The organism is Rubrivivax rivuli, from assembly GCF_004016505.1.
GTDB lineage: Bacteria > Pseudomonadota > Gammaproteobacteria > Burkholderiales > Burkholderiaceae_C > Rubrivivax > Rubrivivax rivuli.
Window position 1 is genome coordinate 1 of sequence record NZ_SACR01000005.1, and the last position, 21,850, is coordinate 21,850.

Consider the following 21,850-nt stretch of genomic DNA (forward strand, 5'->3'; position numbering starts at 1 on the left):
GCGCCGCAGGGTCGGTGTCGCAAATCGCAACCAGCTCGGACCGCTCCGAGTGCTTCGTGATGGACTCGAAGTGGTTCTGCGCAATGCGGCCGCAACCAATGACCGCAAAGCGGACCTTGCGGTCGGTGATGGGTGGACGTGTGAGGTGCATGGTGATGGGCAGGAGTGGAAGCGGCTGATGCCGACGGAGTCGGATTCGTCGTGGGCCTGGAGCGACATCGGTTCGAACGGCTGCCACCCGACCCCGCACGGCCAGCGCCGGCACGCGGGGGCAACTGCACCATCGAGAGCAGCAGGTCGTTCAGGGTGTGTCGGGTCTCCCCGAAAGTTCTTGCTTGAGTTCGGCAATCTCGCGCTGGAGCCGTTCGAACTCAGCTTCTCGGCGCGACAGGAAACTGCGTGTCAATTGAATCTTGGCTTTCAGCCCGGCAGGCGTCAGCAGGTAGGCATAGGCCAGCTTGTTGCCGCTGCGGCGGAAGTTGTTCACCTTGACCCACCCTTTCTCCAGCAGCGCCTTCAGGAGGTAGTGGGTTTTCCCCAGACTGACATCGAGTACGGCGGCCAGTTCGCGCTGGGAATACTCTGGGTGGCGCTCCAAAAGCCGCAGCAGCGCCAGGTGAGCGTCTGCGCTGCTGCCGATGGACTCTTGAACGGAAGTCTTTTCGACCGGTCCTTGTTCATTCATTGAACGCAGAGTGTCTCACGGGGAGCCCTGCCGCGGCAAGTGGTCGCTGTCAGTTCGCGGTTGCCCGTGGCTTCAAGCGCCACGCCTGCCGCAAGGCTGCCCACGCCGTGCGTGACTCGGCGCCCTGGTCCTGGTCGAGCAGGATGTATCGGCGACCGATGACGAACAGCGTCGAGACCAGCAGCGCTGCCAGTGTCGCGCCGAGAACGATCCTTGCCCGGGATGGCTTCGACTTGTAATCGGGGGGCACGGCGGTGTCGATCTGCTGCAGCAGTGGGCCTTCCTTGGCTTCGTCCAGTTTCGCCAACTCGAACTGGCGAACCATGGCTTCCAGCAGCGTCTCCTGGATCTTCAGTTCGCGCCTGGCCCGAACGTAGGCGAGGGCCGCATCGGGAATCTTGCTCATGGTCATGTCCAGTGGACCCGACGCGGCCTGGCTCCGTGAGCTTTCCAGGCGGGCAAGTTCGGCCCGCAGCGCATTGATCTCGGCGTTCAGCCGGATCACTTCGGGGTTCTGCTCGGTCGAACTGTTGCGCAGCACTCTGAGTTGCACTTCGCGCTCGCCGATCAACCCGCGTATCTGCGAGGCGCCCGTCACCAGGGCCTCGGCCTGCTTGTCCAACACGAACACGCCAGACTGCTTCTGCACGCGCTGCAATTCAGCTTCGGCCTTGACGAGGTTTTCCTTCGATTCCTTGAGTTGCTGTTCGAAGAAAACTCTGCGCTGCTGTGCCTCGCTGATGGCGAGTCTGGCGAGGACCTTGGACAATTCCCCCACGTGGGCATTCGCAAGTTCCGCCGCGAACTTCGCATCTTTGTCGTCTACCTCCACGGTGATGACGCCCGTTTTCTTGTCGGAGCTCACGCGCACGTATTGCGGCAGCACCCTGCGAAGGATCTCGTTGGTGGGCACCTCGTACCGGGCCTTCAGACCAAAGCGTTCATCCAGTGCCCGGGTCACGCTCTCGCTCTTCAGCAACGCGACATAAAGCTCTTCCGAGGATTTGGCGCCAAGACCGCCTGCCAGACCGCCCAGCGAACCCAGCGCCGCGAGGGCAGCGGCCGAGCCGCTGGATTGCTGTGATGTCGGGGGCAAAAGGCTCGTTCGTGCCGAAAAGACGGGCGGAAGCAACAAGGCGTAGATCAGCGCAGCCGCCGCGACGGCAAGCGTGGCGCCTGCGATCAGGAACTTGCCTTCACCGAGCCAGGTCAGGACGTCGATGAAGCTCATAGAGGCGCCCTCGTCGCCGTCTGCTTCAAGCGCCTGCGCCGCGGCCAGCGGGTGTGGGGAGGTAGTCATGGCTTCTTCGGCGGAAGGTCAGCGACGCAAGGTCTGGATGGCTGCTGCGCCAAGACCGAACTGCGAGAAGATCTGCGACCAGTCCTTGAGATTCCGCACGAGCGCCCGTCCCCAGGTCTCGAAATCGAGTTGGTTCGGCACCACCACTGCATCGCCTGGGTACAGCGGTTGCGACTGCAGCCCGCCCCCGAGACCGAAGAGGCCGCGCTGGTCGTTGGCATGGGTGACCGTACCGTCGGCGCGCAGGATGAACATGTTCGATATCTCGGCGCCTTCATCAAGACCGGCCAGCTTGATGTAGTCGCCCGCCGTGCGCCCGGGCTTCCACAGGAAGGCGTTGTTGTTGACCACCGCACCCGCCACGGTGACGAAGCCGGGGCGAGACGGGATCACCACGCGGTCGCCATGCTCCAACGGCACCTCCGGCAGTTCATCCAGCTTCGCCACCGAAGGGGCGAGTTCGAGAGCGATGCGGCCGTTGGGCTGGATGCGAGTCAACCGAGAGATCTGGGCCTGCGTCGCCGCGTTGCTGACGGCCAGATCGTTGGCGGCGCTGCTGTCATCTCTGCGGTTGGCAGACGCCCTGGCGGCCTGCGTCGCCGCCAGAGACTCCAAACGTGCCAGCGCCGCCGTGAGGTTGTCTCTCTGCTGCTGGCGGGTCTGCTCACGGCTGAGTTCCAGCCCGTAGATGTAGGCCTGCGGCGTGAAACCGCCTGTGCGCGCAATCAGCTCCTTCAGAGTCTCACCTGGCAGGAGTTGGTACACCCCAGGCGCTGCCACTTCACCCTCTACCGATACCAGCCGGGTTTGGCGGGCCAACGGGACACGGATTTCTTTCTGGCTGTAGACCGTGACCACGTCGCCTGCCAGCAGTTCAATATTCTGGGCGGCGTCCCGCTGCAGCACCGCGGCGCCCAGATTGAACGGGATCACCTGGGTCGTCAGGTCGCGCTGGTTCAGCCGCTCGATGACGGCATAACTCCAGTTCAGCTCATCGAAGAGCGCGGCGGGCGCCACCTTGGTCGAAGACGATGCGTGCCCCTGCTCGACCTCGAGCAACTGCACAAGGAGGTTCTTGCGGCGGTAGAAATCCGGCGTGATGAGCGCATCCTTGTCCGGGATCAGATCCAGGATGCGCATGCCAGCCCGCCATGGAAAACGCAGGGGTTGCGCCACATGGCCCTTGAGCGTGACCGCATTCGCGAATTCCGGCGAAATGGCCAGCAGGGCGAGCACGTCTCCGTCGCGGAGTGGTTTCTGGAGCCCTTCCTCGTCCAGCTTGAACTCTTCGACGAAGCGCTTGGCGCGCGCCTGGCGGGGATCGATGCGTTCCAGGTGCACGCGCTGACGGTTGGCCAAGACCGAGGCACCCCCCGAGTAGGCCAGCACGTCGCGAACCGTTTCCTGTGCAGACTTGAGCTCGAAGATGGCCGCACTGTCGGTAGCGCCGGTCAGGGCCACACGCGGGCCCACCGGATGGAAGACCACGACGTCGCCGGCTACCAACTGGAGGTCTCGGGATTTGTCGCCGTTCACCAGGAAGTCGTAGACGTCGAGCACCGTCACGATCCGGCCGTCGCGCCTGAGGCTGATCTTGCGCATCGACCCCGCGCTCGAAGGTCCCCCCGCGGCCACGACAGCGGACAACAAGCTCGCTTGGCTGGGCAACGTGTAGACGCCGGGCTTGACGGTCGGACCCACGACGAACACCTTGATGCCACGCAACTGGCCCAGCGCCACGTTGAGGCTGAAGTTCTTGAATAGGCGACCGATCTGCGCACGAAGATGGTTCTCGAGCGCCGAAGCCTTGACGCCGGCCACCGAGAAGCTCCCCACCCTCGGGAGGTTCAGAAGTCCGTTGCGGTCAACCGTGGCGCGGTAGTCCAGCTCGATGGACCCCCAGGCCCTGATGACAATCTCATCACCCGTCGAAACCACATAGTCGGCGCTGACAGGCACGTTGTCCACGGGAGCGAAGGAGTCCGCTGCTTCTGCGAAGAAGTTCGAGCCGAACACCGGGAGCTGCCGGCCCGTTGCGATCTCTACGAAACGCTGAAACTCGCTGCGCATCGCAGGCGTCTGGGTTGGCTGGCGTTGCGTCGTGCCAACCTCGGACGCCGGCGTCGAGCGTGCCGGGCTTGGCGGCTCAGACCGTTCCGCGTCCGAGCGGCGCGAAGCCGGCGGCGCAGTGCCAGGAGCGCCGGTTGCGGCGCCAGCCTTGGCTGCAGTCTCCCGGCTGCCAGGCACAACCAAGGTGCCCGAGTCGGCCTGAGCGGCGTGGACACTGTGCGGCAGCAAAAGCGCCGCCAGCAGCACCAACGCGAAAGGGATGGTTAACAAGCCGTATGAGCGGCAAGAGAAGGAAGCTGTCATGGGGTGTCGGGCGCCAGCGTGCGGACGATGATCACGAGCGCCGTCGTGGAAGCGCGTGCCCGTTCGAGTGCAGCCCGAGATGGTAGCTGAAGCGGCTTGCCACCCTGGGAGCCCGGGGCCTGAGGCGCCAGCCACGCTGGCACGACATGCGGCAGCCCTGATAATGCAGCTCATGACGACCCCTTCTGCATCGGTGGGCGACGGCGAGGCCGCCGGCCAAGCCACGCCGGCGCTGTTCAACACCCTCCCCCTCGACCCCAAGCTCCTCCGAGCCGTGGCCGACAGCGGCTACGTGGCTATGACGCCCATCCAGGCCAAGGCCATCCCCATCGTGCTGGAAGGCCGGGACGTGATGGGGGCGGCGCAGACGGGCACCGGCAAGACCGCAGCCTTCACCATCCCGCTGCTGCAGAAGATGCTGCGGCACGAAAACGCCAGCATGTCGCCGGCCCGCCACCCCGTGCGGGCGCTGGTGCTGGCGCCCACGCGTGAGCTGGCGGACCAGGTGGCCAACAACGTCAAGAACTACGCCAAGCACACCAACCTGCGCTCGGCGGTGGTGTTCGGCGGCGTCGACATGAAGCCGCAGACGCTGCAGCTGAAAGCCGGCGTCGAGGTGCTGATCGCCACCCCCGGCCGCCTGCTCGACCACATCGAGGCCAAGAGCGCCGTGCTCAACCAGGTCGAGTACGTGGTGCTCGACGAAGCCGACCGCATGCTCGACATCGGCTTCCTGCCCGACCTGCAGCGCATCCTGTCCTACCTGCCGAAGGCCGGCCGGCAGACGCTGTTGTTCTCGGCCACCTTCTCGCCCGAGATCAAGAAGCTGGCCAACAGCTATTTGCAAGACCCGGTGCTGGTGGAGGTGGCGCGGCCCAACGCCACGGCCTCCACGGTCGAGCAGCGTTTTTACGCCACCAACGACGACGACAAGCGCGCCGTCATCCGCCAGATCATCCGCCAGCGCGCGCTCACGCAGGCCATCGTCTTCGTGAATTCGAAGCTGGGCGCCGCGCGTTTGGCGCGTTCCTTCGAACGCGACGGCTTGCGCACCCAGGCGCTGCATGGCGACAAGAGCCAGGACGAACGCCTGAAGGCCCTGGCGGCCTTCAAGGCGGGCGAGGTCGACCTGCTGGTGGCTACCGACGTGGCTGCGCGCGGCCTGGACATCACGGACCTGCCGGCCGTCTTCAACTTCGATGTGCCCTTCCACGCGGAGGACTACGTTCATCGCATCGGCCGAACCGGCCGTGCCGGTGCTTCGGGTCTGGCCGTCACGCTCGTCACGCGCGACGACACGCGCCAGGTGGGCGAGATCGAAAAGCTGATCAAGAAGCGGCTCGACATCGAGCCATTCGAGTTGGAAGACGACCGCGTGCGCCGGCCACGCCGCGACGACAGCGAAGAGCGAGCCCCCCGCGAGCAGGCTGAGGCGCCGACGGCTGTGCCCCGCACCGAAGCCCCGCGGCGCCCGGCGCCTGCGTCACGCGACCCCTTCTTCGACAAGCCCTACGAACCCCCCGCGCGCAGCGAGCCGCCCGCCTGGGAGGTCGCCCCCAAGGCCGCGGTGCCTGCCACCCTGCGCCCGGGGCCGGGTCTGTCGCCCAACATCCGGCCGAAGAAGAAAGTGGCAGCGCTGCTCGGCGGCAGCCGCTGATCTCCCTCGCCGTCGGCCGGCACTTCAGCCGGCCAGCAAGGCGAACACGGCGGGCCAGCGCTCGGGCATCTGTGGCGGCTGCTGCCGCCAGCGCGCCACGGTCTCGGTTCTGCACCAGCCCCCAGCCAGTGTCAGGCCGCAGGCGATGCTGACACGGGTGCCCGGCTGCAGCGCGGCCAGCAAGGCGGCCAGCAACGCAGCGTTGCGGTAGGGCGTCTCGATCATCAGCTGCGTCTGCTGCTGGCGGCGTGAGAGGGCCTCCAGTTCCTTGATGCGTGTGGCCCGCGGGCCGGCGTCTTGCGGCAGGTAGCCAACAAACGCGAAGCTCTGCCCGTTCAGCCCGCTGGCCGCCAGGGCCAGCAGCAGCGAACTGGCGCCGGCCAGCGGCAGCACCGGCACACCGGCCTCATGAGCCGCCTGCACCAGTGCGGCACCCGGGTCGGCCACGGCGGGCAGGCCGGCTTCCGAGAGCAGCCCCAGGTCGTGCCCGGCCAGCGCCGGCTGCAGCAGGGTGCGCCACTCGGCCGCAGGCACGGTCTCGCGGCTGCCCTTGCGGGGGCGGGGCAGTTCGGTGATGTGCAAGGCCTGCAGCGGCGCAGCCAGCGGCACCAGTGCGCCAACGCGTTTGAGAAAGGCGCGCGTGCTGCGGGCGTCTTCGGCGGCCCAGTACGTCAGGGCCGCCGCCTGGCGGATCACGCCTTCGGGCAGCACCTCGCGCAGGTCCACCTCGTCGGCACCCAGGTCCAGGGTGTTGGGCACCAGCAGCAGGCGCCCTGTTGACGGGGGCGCTGTCATGGCAGCAGCGGGTCCAAGCCCGCGCGGCGCAGCATCTGGCAGGTGCGGATCAGCGGCAGGCCGATCAAGGCCGTGGGGTCGTCGCTCTCGATGGCGTCGAGCAGGGCAATGCCCAGGGTCTCGCACTTGGCGCTGCCGGCGCAGTCGTAGGGCTGGTCCAAGCGCAGGTAGTGCTCGATCTCCGCCCGGGCCAGCGGGCGAAACTGCACCGTCACGGCGGCCAGCTGGGCTTCGGCGTGGCCGGTGCTGGCGCGCACCACGGCCAGCGCCGTCTGGAACACCACCCGCTGCCCGCTCAGGCGCTGCAGCTGCAGCACGGCACGTTCATGGGTGCCGGGTTTGCCGATGGCTTCACCGTGCAGGTCGGCCACCTGGTCGGCGCCGATCACCAACGCTTCCGGGTGCTGTGCCGCCACCGCCTGGGCCTTGGCCAGCGCCAGGCGCAAGGCCAGCGCGGCCGGGGTTTCGCCGGGCTGCGGGGTTTCGTCGACCTGGGGCGCCACACAGGTGTAGGGCAGGCGCAGGCGGTCCAGCAGCTCGCGGCGGTAGCGCGAGGTGGAGCCGAGGATGAGCGGGGGGCTGGCTGACAGGCTGGGCATGCGCTGATTGTCGGCGGAGCCTGCTCGCGGCCGGCGGCCCCTCGCTACACTGCCGCGCCGGCCTGTGGGCCGCCTGCTGCGCCTGCCCGCGCTTGCCCCGAGATGAAAGAACGAGCCTTCGACCCCCGCGCGCTGGACGTGCCCGCCCTGTGCAAGGCCGGCGCCCGGCTTGAAGGCCAGTGGCCGCTGATGGGCATGGAGCGCCTGGCCGCCGGCTTCAGCGCCGCCTCGGATGGTGCTGCGGTCTGGTCGGCCACCGGCACCCTCGTGCCCGTGGCCGGCGGCGAGCCCGAGATGTGGCTGGAACTGGAAGCCAGGGCCGACGTGTCCCTGCTGTGCCAGCGCTGCCTGCAGGCCATGACGCAAGGGCTGGATGTGGAGCGCCGCTTCCGTTTCGTGCGCAGCGAGGACGAGGCTCTGCGCCTGGACGAGGAGAGCGAGGACGACGTGCTGGTGCTGCCGGCGCGCCTGGACCTGCACGAACTGCTGGAAGACGAGCTCATCCTCGCGCAGCCCATCGTGCCGCGGCACGAGGTCTGCCCCGAACCGCTGCCCATGCCGGCCGCAGACCCGGTGGAAGAAGACGAGCCGGCGCCGCACCCCTTCGCCGCGTTGGCGGCCTTGCGCGGCCGGGGCGGGCAGGGCGGCGGAGGCTGAGGACTGCTACAGATGCGTCGGCCGGTGCTATACTCGCGGGCTTTGCGGAAAGCGCTTGGCCCTTGCGGGCTGGGTTGCAGCATCTGCAAAGCTACCGTTTCAGCGTTCCACCGGCGGCCTGTTTCACCGGCGCCCTGCGGCCTACTGGCCACAGCGCCAGCGCCCTGAGGCGCCACCGCCACGCCACTTTCAGCGCATCGGCGCACGTTCTTGCAGTTCCGGCTGCCTGACGTGTTGCCCCCAGGAGAATTCCATGGCCGTTCAGCAGAACAAGAAGTCGCCTTCCAAGCGCGGCATGCACCGCTCGCACAACGCCGTTGCCGCCCCTGGCACCGCCGTCGAGCCCACCACCGGTGAAGTGCACCTGCGCCACCACATCAGCCCGACCGGCTTCTACCGCGGCCGCAAGGTCCTGAAGACCAAGGCCGACGCCTGATTCCGGATGCAGGCCGTGCATCGGTCTGCACCGCACCGCGCGCATGCCGATCATGCGGCGCGGCTTGCAACGGCTGGCCTGGGCGTGTCTTTGGTGACGCGCCGGCTTGGCTGAAGCCCTGAATCCTGCCGTGTCCACCCACAGCGCCTTCACGCCGCTGCCTTTGGTGCGCCTGTCCGTCGACTGCATGGGCGGCGACCACGGCGTGAGCATCACGCTGCCCGCCTGCCAGGCTTTCCTGCAGAGCCATCCTGACGCCGAACTGGTGCTGGTGGGCACGGCGGCTGCGCTCGAAGGGGCCCGCGGTTGGGCTCGCTGCACGCCCGTCCTTGCCACCGAAGTCGTCACCATGGACGACTCCGTGGAGGTGGCGCTGCGCAGGAAACGCGATTCCTCGATGCGCGTGGCCATCCAGCAGTTGAAGGCCGGCGCGCACGTCTGCGTTTCCGCCGGCAATACCGGCGCGCTCATGGCGGTGTCGCGCTACCTGCTGAAGACGCTGGACGGTGTGGACCGCCCCGCCATCGCCACCGTCATGCCCAACCGGCTGGACGGCTACACCACGGTGCTCGACCTCGGCGCCAACGTCGACTGCCAACCCGAGCACCTGCTGCAGTTCGCCGTGCTGGGCAGTGCCCTGGTCGCGGCCGTGGATGGCAAGGCCGAGCCCAGCGTGGGCTTGCTGAACATCGGCGAAGAAGCCATCAAGGGCAGCGAGACCATCAAGCGCGCGGGCGAACTGTTGCGCGCGGCGGGCGAGGGCGGCCACATCAACTTCCACGGCAACGTGGAGGGCAACGACATCTTCAAGGGCACGGTCGACATCGTCGTCTGTGATGGTTTCGTCGGCAACGTGCTGCTCAAGACCAGCGAGGGCTTGGCCTCGATGCTGGGCGACTTCATCAAGCAGGAATTCACCCGCACGCCGCTGAGCAAGCTGGTGGCCCTGGTGGCGATGCCCGTGCTGCAGCGTTTCAAGCACCGCGTGGACCACCGCCGCTACAACGGCGCAGCGCTTTTGGGTCTGCGTGGCCTGGTCTTCAAGAGCCACGGTTCGGCCGACGCCTACGCCTTCGAGCAGGCCCTGGCCCGGGCGTATGATGCCGCGCGGAACCGGCTGCTCGACCGCGTGCAAGACCGCATCGGCGACACCCTGCAGGCCGGTCTCGCCGCGCCGCCCACGGGCGACATCGCGCCGGAAACCGCTGCATGAACCCTCCGTCATCGCCTTCTGCCCAAGCTGTTTCCGGCACACGCTACGCCCGCATCACCGGCACCGGCAGCCACCTGCCGCCGCGCCGGCTGAGCAACGCCGACATGGCCGCCCTGCTGGCCGAGCGCGGGCTGGAAACCAGTGACGAGTGGATCGTCGAGCGCACCGGTATCCGCGCGCGCCATTTCGCGGCCGACGGCGTCAACGCCAGCGATCTGGCCTTGCCGGCCGCCCAGGCCGCGCTGCAGGCCGCCGGCCGCACCGCCGACGATGTCGACCTGATCATCGTGGCCACGTCCACGCCGGACATGGTCTTCCCGTCCACGGCCTGCATCCTGCAGCACAAGCTGGGTGCCAACGGCTGCGCGGCCTTTGACCTGCAGGCCGTCTGCTCGGGTTTTGTCTACGCGCTGACCGTGGCCGATTCGATGATCCGTGCCGGCGCCGCCAAGTGTGCGCTGGTGGTGGGCGCCGAGGTGTTCTCGCGCATCCTCGATTTCAACGACCGCACGACCTGCGTGCTCTTCGGCGATGGCGCCGGCGCCGTGGTGCTGGAAGCCAGCAGCGAGCCGGGCATCCTGGCCACCGACCTGCATGCCGATGGCAAGCACGTGGGCATCCTCTGCGTGCCGGGCACGGTGTCCGGCGGCTCGGTGCTGGGCGATCCGCTGCTCAAGATGGACGGCCAGGCGGTCTTCAAGCTGGCGGTGGGCGTGCTGGAGAGCGCCGCCCGCACCGTGCTGGAGAAAGCTGGCCGCACCGAGGCCGACCTCGACTGGCTCATCCCGCACCAGGCCAACATCCGCATCATGCAGGGCACGGCCAAGAAGCTGAAGATGCCGCTCGACAAGCTCGTGGTGACGGTCGACGAACACGGCAACACCTCGGCGGCCTCGGTGCCACTGGCGCTGGACAGTGCCGTGCGCAGCGGCCGCGTGAAACGCGGCGACACCGTCATGCTTGAAGGCGTGGGCGGTGGTTTCACCTGGGGTGCCGTGCTGCTCGATTTCTGAGCGCGCCCGCCGCAGGCCGCACTGAAGATTTCCAAGAACAAGATCAGAGACTCCCGATGCCTGCTTTTGCTTTCGTGTTCCCCGGCCAGGGCTCCCAGACGGTCGGCATGCTCGATGCCTGGGGCGACCACCCCGCGGTGCGCCAGACGCTGGAAGAAGCTTCCGCGGCACTGGGTGAAGACCTCGGCCGCCTGATCCACGAAGGCCCGGCCGAGGCCCTGGGCCTCACCACCAACACCCAGCCCGTGATGCTGGCCGCCGCCATCGCCTGCTACCGCGCCTGGCGCGCCGAAGGGGGCGCCGAGCCGGCTGCCGTGGCCGGGCATTCGCTGGGCGAATACAGCGCGCTGGTGGCTGCCGAGGCCTTGAGCCTGGCCGATGCGCTGCCGCTGGTGCGCTTCCGCGCGCAGGCCATGCAGCAGGCCGTGCCGGTGGGCGCGGGTGCGATGGCCGCCATCCTGGGCTTGGATGCGGCCCGCGTGGCCGAGGTCTGCACCAGGGTCGCCGCCGACAGTGGCGAGCCGGTCGAGCCCGCGAATTTCAACGACCCGAAGCAGACCGTCATCGCGGGCAGCAAAGCCGGCGTCGACGCTGCCTGCGCCGAACTCAAGGCAGCGGGTGCCAAGCGCGCGCTGCTGCTGCCGGTGTCGGCGCCTTTCCACTCGTCGCTGATGAAGCCAGCGGCCGAGGCGTTGCGCGAGAAGCTGGCCATCGTCGCGCTGAAGAGCCCGCGCTTCCCCGTGGTCAACAACATCGACGTGGCTGTGCAGACCGAGCCCGATGCCCTCCGCGAAGCGCTCTACCGCCAGGCCTTCGGCCCGGTGCGCTGGGTGGAAGTGACGCAGGCGCTGAAAGCGCGCGGCCTCACGCACATCATCGAGTGCGGCCCGGGCACGGTGCTCGCGGGCCTGGTCAAGCGCGTGGACGCCGAGATCGTCTCCGCCTCCCTCAACACGCCGGCTGGTTTGAAGGCCGTGCAGGAACTGCTGGCATGAGCGACACCCCCAACGCAGCCGGCCGGGTGGCCCTGGTCACCGGCGCCTCGCGCGGCATCGGCCGCGCCATTGCGATGACGCTGGCCAAGGCCGGCTTCCGCGTCACGGGCACCGCCACCACCGAGGCTGGCGCTGCCGCCATCAGCGAGGCGCTGGCGCCGCTGAGCGGGCAGGGCATCGTGCTCAACGTCACCGACGGCCCGGCGCTGGACGCCGCCATCGACACGCTGGTCAAGACCCAGGGCGGCCTGCACGTGCTCGTCAACAACGCCGGCATCACGCGCGACATGCTCTCGATGCGCATGAAGGACGACGAGTGGGACGCCGTGCACGACACCAACCTCAAGGCCGTGTTCCGCGCCTGCCGGGCGGCCACGCGGCCGATGATGAAGCAGCGCTACGGCCGCATCATCAACATCACCTCGGTGGTGGGCGCCATCGGCAACGCCGGCCAGGCCAACTACGCCGCGGCCAAGGCCGGCGTGGCAGGCCTCACGCGGGCGCTGGCGCGTGAACTCGGCAGCCGCAATGTCACGGTCAACTGCGTGGCGCCGGGTTTCATCGACACCGACATGACCCACGGCCTGCCCGAAGCCGCCAAGGCCGCGTTGCTGGCGCAGATCCCGCTGGGCCGCCTGGGCGCTGCCGACGAGATCGCGCAGGCGGTGGCCTTCCTCGCAGGCCCCGGCGCGGCCTACATCACCGGCACCGAACTGCACGTCAACGGCGGCATGCACATGGGCTGAGGCCTGGCGAGCAGCACTTTCTTTTCCCTCCCGCGGGCGATGGCCTGCGGGCCAGAAATCCGGTACGGGCCCCGCCGGTAGAATCGCGGGCTGTTTGAACCGACCCCACTCCCGGAGGAGTCATGAGCGATATCGAAGCACGCGTCAAGAAGATCATTGCCGAACAACTCGGCGTCCCTGAGTCCGACGTCACGAACGAGAAGGCCTTCGTGGCCGACCTCGGCGCCGACTCGCTCGACACCGTGGAGCTGGTGATGGCCCTCGAAGACGAGTTCGGCATCGAGATCCCGGACGAAGAAGCCGAGAAGATCACCACCGTGCAGCTGGCGATCGACTACGCCACCGGCCACCAGAAGGCCTGACATCCGCATGTCTCGGCGTCGCGTCGTCGTCACCGGCCTCGGGCTCGTCAGCCCGGTGGGCAATACCGTGGCTGAAGGCTGGTCGAACCTGGTGGCAGGCAAGAGTGGCATCGACCTCATCACGAAGTTCGATGCCTCTGGGTTTGCCTGCAGGTTCGCTGGCGAGGTCAAGGGTTTCCAGATCGAGGAGTACATCTCCGCCAAGGAAGCCCGGCACATGGACACCTTCATTCACTACGGGATGGCGGCTTCCATGCAGGCCGTGCGCGATGCCGGCCTGCCCACGGGCGATGCCTTGACGGAAGAAGCGGCCGAGCGCATCGGCTGCCTGGTCGGTTCGGGTATCGGCGGCTTGCCGATGATCGAGCAGACCGATGGCGACTACCGCGAACGCGGCCCTCGCCGCATCTCGCCGTTTTTCGTGCCCGCCTCGATCATCAACATGATCTCGGGCCACGTCTCCATCCAGTACGGCTTCACCGGCCCCAACCTCGCCATCGTGACGGCCTGCACCACCGGCCTGCACTGCATCGGTGAGGCCGGCCGCCTGATCGAGTACGGCGATGCCGATGTGATGGTGGCCGGCGGCGCCGAGAGCACCGTCAGCCCGCTGGGCATTGGCGGCTTCGCGGCAGCGCGTGCGCTGTCCACGCGCAACGACGACCCGAAGACCGCGTCCCGCCCCTGGGACAAGGACCGCGACGGTTTCGTGCTCGGTGAAGGCGCTGGCGTGCTGGTGCTGGAAGAGTACGAACACGCCAAGCGGCGCGGCGCGAAGATCTACGCCGAGCTGGCCGGCTTCGGCATGGGGGCGGATGCCTTCCACATGACGGCACCCAATGTCGACGGCCCCAAGCGCAGCATGAAGGCGGCGCTGCGCAACGCCGGCATCAACGCCGACCAGGTGCAGTACCTCAACGCGCACGGCACCAGCACCCCGCTGGGCGACTTGAACGAGACCAACGCCATCAAGCTGGCCTTCGGTGAGCACGCCAAGAACATGGTGGTGAACTCGACGAAGTCGATGACTGGCCACCTGCTGGGTGGTGCTGGCGGCATCGAGTCGGTGTTCAGCGTGCTGGCGGTGCACCACCAGGTGTCGCCACCCACCATCAACATCTTCAACCAGGATCCCGAGTGCGACCTGGACTACTGCGCCAACGAGGCGCGGCAGATGAGGATCGACGTCGCCGTGAAGAACAACTTCGGTTTCGGCGGCACCAACGGCACGCTGGTTTTCCGGCGGGTCTGACGCGCATGCGCGCCGCGCCTGCGGTGGCCGTGCAAGGGCGGGGCGGTCCGCTGTGGGCTGCCTTGAGCATGGGTTTGCCGGCCTGCGCTGCTGCTGCATTGGCGGCTTGGGGGTCTGCGCACGCGGACGCTGGTGGCGCGAGCACCGCTGCAGCCGGCGCCCTGGCGGCTTGCGCCGCGCTGCTTTGGCAGTGGCGCCGATGGCGCGCTGAGCCCTGTGTGGCGCTGCAGTGGGACGGCCAGCGCTGGACGGCCGACGGCACCGCCGGCACCTTGCAGCTGATGCTGGATTTGGGGCCTGTGCTCGTGCTGCGCCTGCACGCCGAAGGTGGGGGCACCCGCTGGCTGGCCATCGGCGCCGGCGAGGCCGGTGCGGCCTGGCACGCCCTGCGCTGCGCGGTATATTCGCGCCCGCCTCGCGCCACCCCCCGCGTGCTGTCCCCCGAACGAAGCCCCGATTGAATGTCTGACGCGGATGCCGATGCCCTGCTGGTGGAACGCGTCAAGCGGGGCGACGTGCGGGCCTTCGAGATGCTGGTGGTCAAGTACCAGCGTCGCGTCGAGCGGCTGATCGGCCGCATGGTTCGCGATGTCGACCTCGTGCAGGACATCGCCCAGGAGACCTTCATCCGCGCCTACCGGGCGCTGCCGCAGTTCCGCGGCGAGAGCGCCTTCTATACCTGGCTGTACCGCATCGCCGTCAACACCGCCAAGAAGGCGCTGATGGACATGAAGCGCGACCCGCTGGTGCTGGAGTCTTCGCGCCACCAGGGCGAAGAAGGTGAGGAAACTTCACGCGCCGAGAATGAACTAAGCGACGGCGAGACACCCGAAGCCCTGATGGCCAGCAAGGAAGTGGCCGCGGCGGTGAACGCCGCGATCCAGGCCTTGTCGGAAGACCTCCGCCAGGCCATCACGCTGCGCGAGATCGAAGGCCTGAGCTACGAAGAGATTGCCGAGATGATGAACTGCCCCATCGGAACCGTTCGCTCACGCATCTTCCGCGCTCGCGAGGCCATCGCCACGCGCCTGCGCCCCCTGCTCGACACGCGCGACGGCGAACGCTGGTGACGCCGCCAGTGCCGTTGACCGACCAGCCTCGCCTTCCGCACGCACCCCGCCTATCCCCGCCCGCCATGCCATGAACGCCGAGCCGCTACGCCCCAGCCCGAACCTGTCCGCCGAAGAAGCCCGCAGCTGGCTCTCGGCCCTGGCCGACGGTGAGGCCGATGCGACCGAACCCGCCTGTGCCGCCTGGCGGCAGGACGCCGAAGCGCGGCGCACCTGGCACGCCTACCAGCTCATCGGCGACGTGATGCGCTCCGAAGACCTGGCCCGCCCGGCGGCTGGCGATGCCGCTTTCCTTGCAGGGCTGCGTGAGCGCCTGGCCGCCGAGCCCGTGGTGCTGGCGCCCGAGCCCGTGCCGGCCGCGGCACCGAGCGCCGTGGTCTCGGCGCGCCGCCGGCAGGCTTGGCTGATGCCGGTGGCGGCGGCGGCCGGCTTTGCGGTGGTGGCGGGTGTGCTGGTGGTGGCCCGTGTGGGCTTGCCGGGGGGCGCGGTCGACGCCCCGGCCGGCTTTGCGGGTGCGGGCAACCCGGCCGTGGCCGTGGTGCCGGTGGCCAACGGCGTGACCCGCCCCGTGTCGGTGGGGCAGGCCGACGGCGAAGCCGTGCTCCGCGACGAGCGGCTCGACGAATACCTGCGCGCCCACCAGATCGCCCGCGGCGGCGCCACGATCACCGCGCCGAGTTCCGCGCTGCGCCGTGTCGACCTGGCCGTGCCTGCCCAAGCCCCACGCTGATGATCCCACCCGCTGTACGTTGGGTGCCGCTGCTGGCACTCATGACCTGCCTGCTGCCGCCCGTGATGGCTGCCGAAGCCACCACGCTGCCCCCGGCCGAGGCCAAGGCCCTGCTCAACCGCATACGCGCGGCAGCCAGCACGGGCAACTACCAGGGCACGATGGTGTTCAGCGTCAGCGGCACCTTCTCCAGTTCGCGCGTGGGCCACTACGCCGTCGGCGACCAGACCTACGAGCTGCTGGAGGCGCTGGACGGCCGCCAGCAACGCATCCTGCGCCACAACGATGCCGTGCACACGTTGTGGCCGCAGGCCAAGGTGGCCGTCATCGAAAAGCGCGAGACGCGCGGCGCCTGGTCCACCACGCCGCAAGAGGTGGACCCGCAGGCGCTCGACCACTACGAACTGCGGCGCGAGGGTGAAGCGCGCATCGCCGGTCGCGACGCCACGGTGCTGCTGCTGGAGCCGCGTGACATGCTGCGCTACGCGCAGCGCCTGTGGGCCGACCGCGCCACCGGCCTGATGCTGCGCGCCGACGTGATGGCGCTGGCGGCACCGGGACAGGAGCGCGGCATCCTGGAATCGACGGCCTTCTCGGAGATCAACATCGGCGTGCGCCCGCAGCCCGATGCCGTGCTGCAGGTGTTGCGCAACCCACGCGGCCTGGACGGCTACCGCGTCGTGCGACCCCAGCAGCAACGCACCGAACTGGAAGCCGAGGGCTGGGCCCTGGCGCGGCCGGTGGCAGGCTTCCGCCTGGTGGGCTGTGTGCGCCGCGGCATGGAAGCCGGCGGCAGCGCACAGGTGCTGCAGGCCGTGTTCTCCGACGGGCTCACCCATGTCTCGTTGTTTGCCGAACCCTTCCAGCCCGAGCGCCACCGCAGCGAACTGCAGGCCCAGCAAGGAGCCACGGGCACCGTGATGCTGCGCAGGGGAGAGCACTGGATCACGGTCGTGGGCGATGTGCCGCCGGCAACGCTGAAGCTCTTCGCCAACGCGCTGGAGCGTCGCGCGCGCTGAACGGTCGGCCGCCCGGCTGCAACGCAGGGGGCTTGCGTCGCCGCCCGAGCCTGCCTGTTGCGACAGGCTGAACTTTTTTCCCTTCTCCATGCCCCAAGCCATTCCTGTCTGCATCGCATGAAAGCGCGCACCATGTCCTTCGTTCGCACCTGGGCCGGCCGCCTGGCCCTCGGCCTCGTCGTCTTGTCGGTTTCGGCCACCGCTTTGCATTCGCGGCCTTCGCAGGCCCAGGCCACGCCGACCGTGCAGTTGCCCGACTTCACCGATCTGGCCGAACGCGTCGGCCCCTCCGTCGTCAACATCCGCACCACCGAGCGCCGCACCAGCGCCGACCGGCCGGGCGGCCTGATGGACCCGAACATGGAAGAGTTCTTCCGTCGCTTCGGTGTGCCCATCCCCAGCCAGCCCGACCGCCGTGGCAACCCGCGCAACCAGGAAGAAGAACCTCAGCAGCGCGGCGTGGGCTCGGGCTTCGTGCTCTCGGCCGACGGCTTCATCATGACCAACGCGCACGTGGTAGACGGTGCCGACGAGGTGATCGTCACGCTGACCGACAAGCGCGAGTTCAAGGCGCGCATCGTCGGCGCTGATCGGCGCTCTGACGTGGCGGTGGTGAAGATCGAGGCCACGGGCCTGGCGCCGGTGAAGATCGGCGACGTCAACCGCCTGAAGGTGGGCGAATGGGTGATGGCCATCGGCTCGCCCTTCGGCCTGGACAACACCGTCACCGCCGGCATCGTCAGCGCCAAGCAGCGCGACACCGGCGATCTGCTGCCGCTGATCCAGACCGACGTGGCCATCAACCCCGGCAACAGCGGCGGCCCGCTGCTGAACCTGCGCGGTGAGGTGGTGGGCATCAACTCGCAGATCTACAGCCGCAGCGGCGGCTTCATGGGCATCAGCTTCGCGATCCCCATCGACGAAGCGCAGCGTGTGGCGGAGCAACTGCGCACGAGCGGCCGGGTCATCCGCGGCCGCATCGGCGTGCAGATCGGCGCCGTCACCAAGGAAGTGGCCGAGAGCATCGGCCTGGGCCAGCCGCGCGGCGCGCTGGTGGTCAGCGTCGAGAAGGACGGCCCTGCCGACAAGGCAGGCCTGGAGGCCGGCGACATCATCGTCAAGGTCGACAACAAGGCGGTCGAGAAGTCGGGCGATCTGCCGCGCCTGGTGGGCGGCATCAAGCCGGGCAGCAAGAGCACGCTGCAGGTCTTCCGCCGCGGCGCCACGCGCGACATCGGTGTCACCGTGGCCGAGTTCGAGGCCGACCGTCCGACGCGCCGCGCTGGCGGCCCCGAACAGGGCGGCCCCGCACCCGTGGCCAAGGCCGTGCTCGGCATGACGGTGTCCGATCTGACCGACGCGCAGAAGCGCGAGCTGCGCATCCGTGGCGGCGTGAAGGTGGAGGCGGTGGAAGGCGCGGCCGCCCGGGCCGGCGTGCGCGAAGGCGACGTGATCCTGTCGATGGACAACACCGAGATCACCGACAGCAAGCAGTTCGCCACCGTCGGCGCCAAGGCCGAGAAGTCGCGCGCCGTCAGCGTGATGGTGCGCCGCGGCGAGTGGACGAACTACCTCGTGATCCGCCCCACGCGCTGATCAGGACCGGCCCGGCGCGCGAGCAAGTTGAGCTCGGCGCCGGGTCTTTTCGCATGGCGGGAGCATTTCTGAGCGCCGGGTGACAGCCGACCGCCCGCAGCGTCGGTTCGAAGTTAGTGGTCTCTCACTTCAATATCCCGGGGCCGGCGATTAGCCCGGGGCGCGTCTAGAATTCGGGCCGTGGCTGGGTCATTTACCCGCCGGGCCAGCCTGAAGCGCGCGATCCTGAACGCATCCACAGGCAGTTCACAGACTGTGGATAAACTGTGCAAAAGTATCGCGTGTCTGATCGTTGCAACGGCCGGAAATCAAGCAATGACGCGGGTTCCCGGCCGGTTGTTTTGGCTACAATGAATGCCCAACAAGCAGTTGCCAAACGTTCTGTTGGAAGGCGCGTCACCAATTTGGACGCGCCTTTTTTTTAGCTGTTCTGCCGGTGCGTGGCGCCACCCGCCGCACCCCGCTGCAGACCACCCCACCGGGCCGCGCGTTCGCCGCGCCACGGCACCGAACGCGGCTCCGCCGCGATGCAATCCGCCTCGATGAAGCACATCCGCAACTTCTCCATCATTGCCCACATCGACCACGGCAAGAGCACGCTGGCCGATCGCATCATCCAGCGCTGTGGCGGTCTGAGCGACCGCGAGATGGAAGCGCAGGTGCTCGATTCGATGGACATCGAGCGCGAGCGCGGCATCACCATCAAGGCCCAGACCGCGGCACTTGAGTACAAGGCGCGCGACGGCCAGGTGTACCAGCTCAACCTGATCGACACGCCGGGCCATGTCGACTTCTCATATGAAGTGAGCCGGTCCTTGAGCGCCTGCGAAGGCGCGCTGCTGGTGGTGGACGCCTCGCAGGGCGTCGAGGCCCAGACCGTGGCCAACTGCTACACCGCGCTGGACCTGGGCGTGACCGTGGTGCCGGTGCTCAACAAGATGGACCTGCCGCAGGCCGACCCCGACAACGCCAAGGCGGAGATCGAGGACGTGATCGGCATCGATGCCACCGACGCCATTCCCTGCAGCGCCAAGACCGGCATGGGCCTGGACGACATCATCGAAGCGGTGATCGCGCGCATGCCCCCGCCCAAGGGCGATCCCGAAGGGCCGCCGCGGGCCATGATCATCGACAGCTGGTTCGACAACTACGTCGGCGTGGTGATGCTGGTGCGCGTGGTCGACGGCAGCCTGAGCAAGGGCGAGCGCATCCGCATGATGGCCACGGGCGCCGTCTACAACATTGAGCACATGGGCGTGTTCACGCCCAAGAGCCTGCCGCGTGAAATGCTCAAGGCCGGTGAGGTGGGTTTCGTCATCTGCGGCATCAAGGAGCTGCAGGCGGCCAAGGTGGGCGACACGCTCACGCTCGACAAGAAGCTGCCCAACAACGCCGGTCCCGCCGCCGAGCCGCTGCCGGGCTTCAAGGAGATCCAGCCGCAGGTGTTTGCCGGCCTCTACCCCACCGAGGCCAGCGAGTACGACCAGCTGCGCGATGCGCTGGAGAAGCTCAAGCTCAACGACAGCAGCCTGCGCTACGAACCCGAGGTGAGCCAGGCCCTGGGCTTCGGCTTCCGCTGCGGCTTCCTGGGCCTGCTGCACATGGAGATCGTGCAGGAACGGCTGGAGCGCGAGTTCGACCAGGACCTCATCACCACCGCGCCCAGCGTGGTGTACGAGGTGGAGCTGAACGACGGCACGGTGATCGAGGTCGAGAACCCGAGCAAGATGCCCGACCTGGGCCGCATCCGCGAGATCCGCGAGCCCATCGTCACCGTGCACCTGTACATGCCGCAGGACAGCGTGGGCCCGGTGATGACGCTGGCCAACCAGAAGCGCGGCGTGCAGATGAACATGGCCTACCACGGCCGCCAGGTGATGCTGACCTACGAGCTGCCGCTGGCCGAGATCGTGCTGGACTTCTTCGACAAGCTCAAGAGCGTGAGCCGCGGCTACGCCAGCATGGACTACGAGTTCAAGGAGTACCGCGCCAGCGACGTCGTGAAGGTCGACCTGATGATCAACGGCGACCGCGTCGACGCGCTCAGCATCATCGTGCACAAGGCGCAGAGCGTGTTCCGCGGCCGTGCGGTGGCTGCCAAGATGCGCCAGCAGATCCCGCGCCAGATGTACGACGTAGCCATCCAGGCCTCCATCGGTGCCAACGTCATTGCGCGCGAGGACGTGAAGGCCTTGCGCAAGAACGTGCTGGCAAAATGCTACGGCGGTGACATCACGCGCAAGAAGAAGCTGCTCGAAAAGCAGAAGGCGGGCAAGAAGCGCATGAAGCAGATCGGCTCTGTGGAAGTGCCTCAGGAAGCCTTCCTCGCCATACTCCAGGTGGACGATTGATGAATGCGATGAGTTCCCTCACGGCCGTGCTCTACGGCGCTCTCGTCGCGTACCTGGGCGGTTGGTTCCTCGGTTTCTGGACTGGCAACTTCTCGCTGCTGCTGTTCATGCTGACGGTGGTGACGCTGGTCTACTGGCTGGCCGAGCGCTTCCGCTTCAAGCCGCAGCGCGAAGCCGCCGCCGTGGCACTGGAAGCGCAGGACGCTCAGCGCCGGGCCGAACTGGCCAGGATGGGCATCCAGCGCGTGGACGGCGACGTGCAGGAAGCCAAGGCCAAGCTGCTGATGCAGCCCTGGTGGCTGGACTGGACGGCGGGCCTGTTCCCGGTGATCCTGATCGTGTTCGTGCTGCGCAGCTTTCTCTTCGAACCCTTCAAGATCCCGTCGGGTTCGATGGTGCCCACGCTGCTGGTGGGCGACCTGATCCTGGTGAACAAGTTCCACTACGGCGTGCGGCTGCCGGTGATCAACAAGAAGATCATCGACAACAACCCGGTGCAGCGCGGCGACGTGATGGTCTTCCGCTACCCGGCCGACCCGCGGCTCGACTACATCAAGCGCATCGTGGCCATCCCGGGCGACGAGGTGGCCTACCTGAACCAGAAGCTCAGCATCAACGGCCAGCCGGTAACCACCGTGGCCCAGGGTGAGCACTACGACGACGACAGCCTGAGCTACGCGCCGCTGTTCACCGAGAAGCTGGGCGACGTGGAGCACCAGATCCGTGTCGACCCGCGTCGCGGTGCCTACTACGGCCCCGAGCCCAAGACCTTTCCTTTTGCGCAGAACTGCCGATACAGCCCCGAGGGCGTGGTTTGCAAGGTCCCGCCCGGCCACTACTTTGCGCTTGGCGACAACCGCGACAATTCGCAAGACTCGCGTTTCTGGGGTTTTGTGCCCGACGAGAATATCGTCGGCAAGGCATTTTTCGTGTGGATGAACTTCGGCAACCTGGGGCGCATCGGCGCCTTCCATTGAGCGGGCTCCTTCCCTGGGGTCTGC

The 21,850-nt window shown here is 67.8% G+C and carries 22 protein-coding genes; 16 read left to right on the forward strand and 6 right to left on the reverse strand.

The genetic code is table 11. From position 1 onward, the window contains the following. The 4 genes from EOE66_RS16030 to EOE66_RS16045 all read right to left on the reverse strand — a co-directional run. Positions 1-151 (reverse strand): Gfo/Idh/MocA family oxidoreductase (locus EOE66_RS16030; protein WP_164885127.1); only part of this gene is annotated, 151 nt, incomplete at its 3' end. 150 nt (positions 152-301) lie between these two features. After that, positions 302-685 (reverse strand): MarR family EPS-associated transcriptional regulator, encoded by a 384-nt coding sequence (locus EOE66_RS16035; protein WP_128229758.1) that lies wholly within the window; start codon positions 683-685, stop codon positions 302-304. 49 nt (positions 686-734) lie between these two features. Next, the gene (locus EOE66_RS16040; RefSeq protein WP_128229759.1) at positions 735-1,985 is read right to left on the reverse strand and encodes a Wzz/FepE/Etk N-terminal domain-containing protein; all 1,251 of its coding nucleotides are present in this window, start codon (positions 1,983-1,985) and stop codon (positions 735-737) included. A gap of 18 nt (positions 1,986-2,003) precedes the next feature. After that, entirely contained in the window at positions 2,004-4,358 is a 2,355-nt protein-coding gene (locus EOE66_RS16045; protein WP_245479071.1) for a polysaccharide biosynthesis/export family protein, read from the reverse strand. 172 nt (positions 4,359-4,530) lie between these two features. Between EOE66_RS16045 and EOE66_RS16050 the strand changes: the two genes are divergently transcribed. Further along, positions 4,531-6,015 carry a DEAD/DEAH box helicase gene (locus tag EOE66_RS16050; RefSeq protein ID WP_245479072.1) on the forward strand — a complete coding sequence of 495 codons (1,485 nt, stop codon included), beginning with the start codon at positions 4,531-4,533 and terminating at the stop codon, positions 6,013-6,015. A gap of 24 nt (positions 6,016-6,039) precedes the next feature. On the opposite strand, the gene EOE66_RS16055 is transcribed toward EOE66_RS16050, so the two are convergent. Then, positions 6,040-6,810 (reverse strand): SAM-dependent methyltransferase, encoded by a 771-nt coding sequence (locus EOE66_RS16055; protein WP_128229761.1) that lies wholly within the window; start codon positions 6,808-6,810, stop codon positions 6,040-6,042. Then, positions 6,807-7,409, reverse strand: coding sequence for a Maf family nucleotide pyrophosphatase (locus tag EOE66_RS16060; protein ID WP_128229762.1), 603 nt, complete (start codon positions 7,407-7,409; stop codon positions 6,807-6,809). The genes EOE66_RS16055 and EOE66_RS16060 overlap by 4 nt, the downstream gene beginning before the upstream one ends. Positions 7,410-7,511: 102 nt before the next feature. Between EOE66_RS16060 and EOE66_RS16065 the strand changes: the two genes are divergently transcribed. The 15 genes from EOE66_RS16065 to lepB all read left to right on the forward strand — a co-directional run bounded on the left by EOE66_RS16065 (position 7,512) and on the right by lepB (position 21,826). After that, entirely contained in the window at positions 7,512-8,066 is a 555-nt protein-coding gene (locus EOE66_RS16065) for a YceD family protein (RefSeq protein ID WP_128229763.1), read from the forward strand. 253 nt (positions 8,067-8,319) lie between these two features. Beyond that, positions 8,320-8,502, forward strand: coding sequence for a 50S ribosomal protein L32 (gene rpmF / locus EOE66_RS16070; RefSeq protein ID WP_014430300.1), 183 nt, complete (start codon positions 8,320-8,322; stop codon positions 8,500-8,502). A 163-nt stretch (positions 8,503-8,665) separates the two neighbouring features. Continuing rightward, positions 8,666-9,715: a phosphate acyltransferase PlsX gene (gene plsX / locus EOE66_RS16075; protein ID WP_128230204.1), complete on the forward strand. Its 1,050-nt coding sequence runs from the start codon at positions 8,666-8,668 to the stop codon at positions 9,713-9,715. Continuing rightward, on the forward strand, positions 9,712-10,728 hold the full coding sequence (locus EOE66_RS16080) for a beta-ketoacyl-ACP synthase III (RefSeq protein WP_128229764.1): 1,017 nt from the start codon (positions 9,712-9,714) through the stop codon (positions 10,726-10,728). The genes plsX and EOE66_RS16080 overlap by 4 nt, the downstream gene beginning before the upstream one ends. A 56-nt stretch (positions 10,729-10,784) precedes the next feature. Next, the gene (fabD, locus tag EOE66_RS16085; protein ID WP_128229765.1) at positions 10,785-11,723 is read left to right on the forward strand and encodes an ACP S-malonyltransferase; all 939 of its coding nucleotides are present in this window, start codon (positions 10,785-10,787) and stop codon (positions 11,721-11,723) included. Further along, positions 11,720-12,469 (forward strand): 3-oxoacyl-ACP reductase FabG, encoded by a 750-nt coding sequence (gene fabG / locus EOE66_RS16090; protein WP_128229766.1) that lies wholly within the window; start codon positions 11,720-11,722, stop codon positions 12,467-12,469. The genes fabD and fabG overlap by 4 nt, the downstream gene beginning before the upstream one ends. 122 nt (positions 12,470-12,591) lie before the next feature. Further along, a complete protein-coding gene (gene acpP / locus EOE66_RS16095; RefSeq protein WP_054139048.1) occupies positions 12,592-12,831 on the forward strand; it encodes an acyl carrier protein in 240 nt (79 codons plus the stop codon). Between the two features lie 7 nt (positions 12,832-12,838). Next, positions 12,839-14,083 carry a beta-ketoacyl-ACP synthase II gene (gene fabF, locus EOE66_RS16100; protein ID WP_128229767.1) on the forward strand — a complete coding sequence of 415 codons (1,245 nt, stop codon included), beginning with the start codon at positions 12,839-12,841 and terminating at the stop codon, positions 14,081-14,083. 218 nt (positions 14,084-14,301) lie between these two features. Further along, positions 14,302-14,544, forward strand: a complete 243-nt coding sequence (locus EOE66_RS22160) for a hypothetical protein (protein WP_245479073.1) — start codon at positions 14,302-14,304, stop codon at positions 14,542-14,544. Next, complete coding sequence (gene rpoE / locus EOE66_RS16110; RefSeq protein WP_128229769.1) at positions 14,545-15,153, forward strand: RNA polymerase sigma factor RpoE; 609 nt, start codon at positions 14,545-14,547, stop codon at positions 15,151-15,153. Positions 15,154-15,223: 70 nt separating this feature from the next. After that, positions 15,224-15,883 (forward strand): sigma-E factor negative regulatory protein, encoded by a 660-nt coding sequence (locus tag EOE66_RS16115; protein ID WP_128229770.1) that lies wholly within the window; start codon positions 15,224-15,226, stop codon positions 15,881-15,883. Then, complete coding sequence (locus EOE66_RS16120) at positions 15,883-16,902, forward strand: MucB/RseB C-terminal domain-containing protein (RefSeq protein ID WP_245479074.1); 1,020 nt, start codon at positions 15,883-15,885, stop codon at positions 16,900-16,902. The genes EOE66_RS16115 and EOE66_RS16120 overlap by 1 nt, the downstream gene beginning before the upstream one ends. Positions 16,903-17,034: 132 nt before the next feature. Beyond that, positions 17,035-18,498 (forward strand): DegQ family serine endoprotease, encoded by a 1,464-nt coding sequence (locus EOE66_RS16125; RefSeq protein ID WP_245479075.1) that lies wholly within the window; start codon positions 17,035-17,037, stop codon positions 18,496-18,498. Between the two features lie 542 nt (positions 18,499-19,040). Further along, entirely contained in the window at positions 19,041-20,849 is a 1,809-nt protein-coding gene (gene lepA / locus EOE66_RS16130) for a translation elongation factor 4 (RefSeq protein ID WP_128229772.1), read from the forward strand. Positions 20,850-20,857: 8 nt separating this feature from the next. Beyond that, complete coding sequence (gene lepB, locus EOE66_RS16135; protein ID WP_128229773.1) at positions 20,858-21,826, forward strand: signal peptidase I; 969 nt, start codon at positions 20,858-20,860, stop codon at positions 21,824-21,826. The last annotated feature ends 24 nt before the right edge of the window (positions 21,827-21,850 follow it).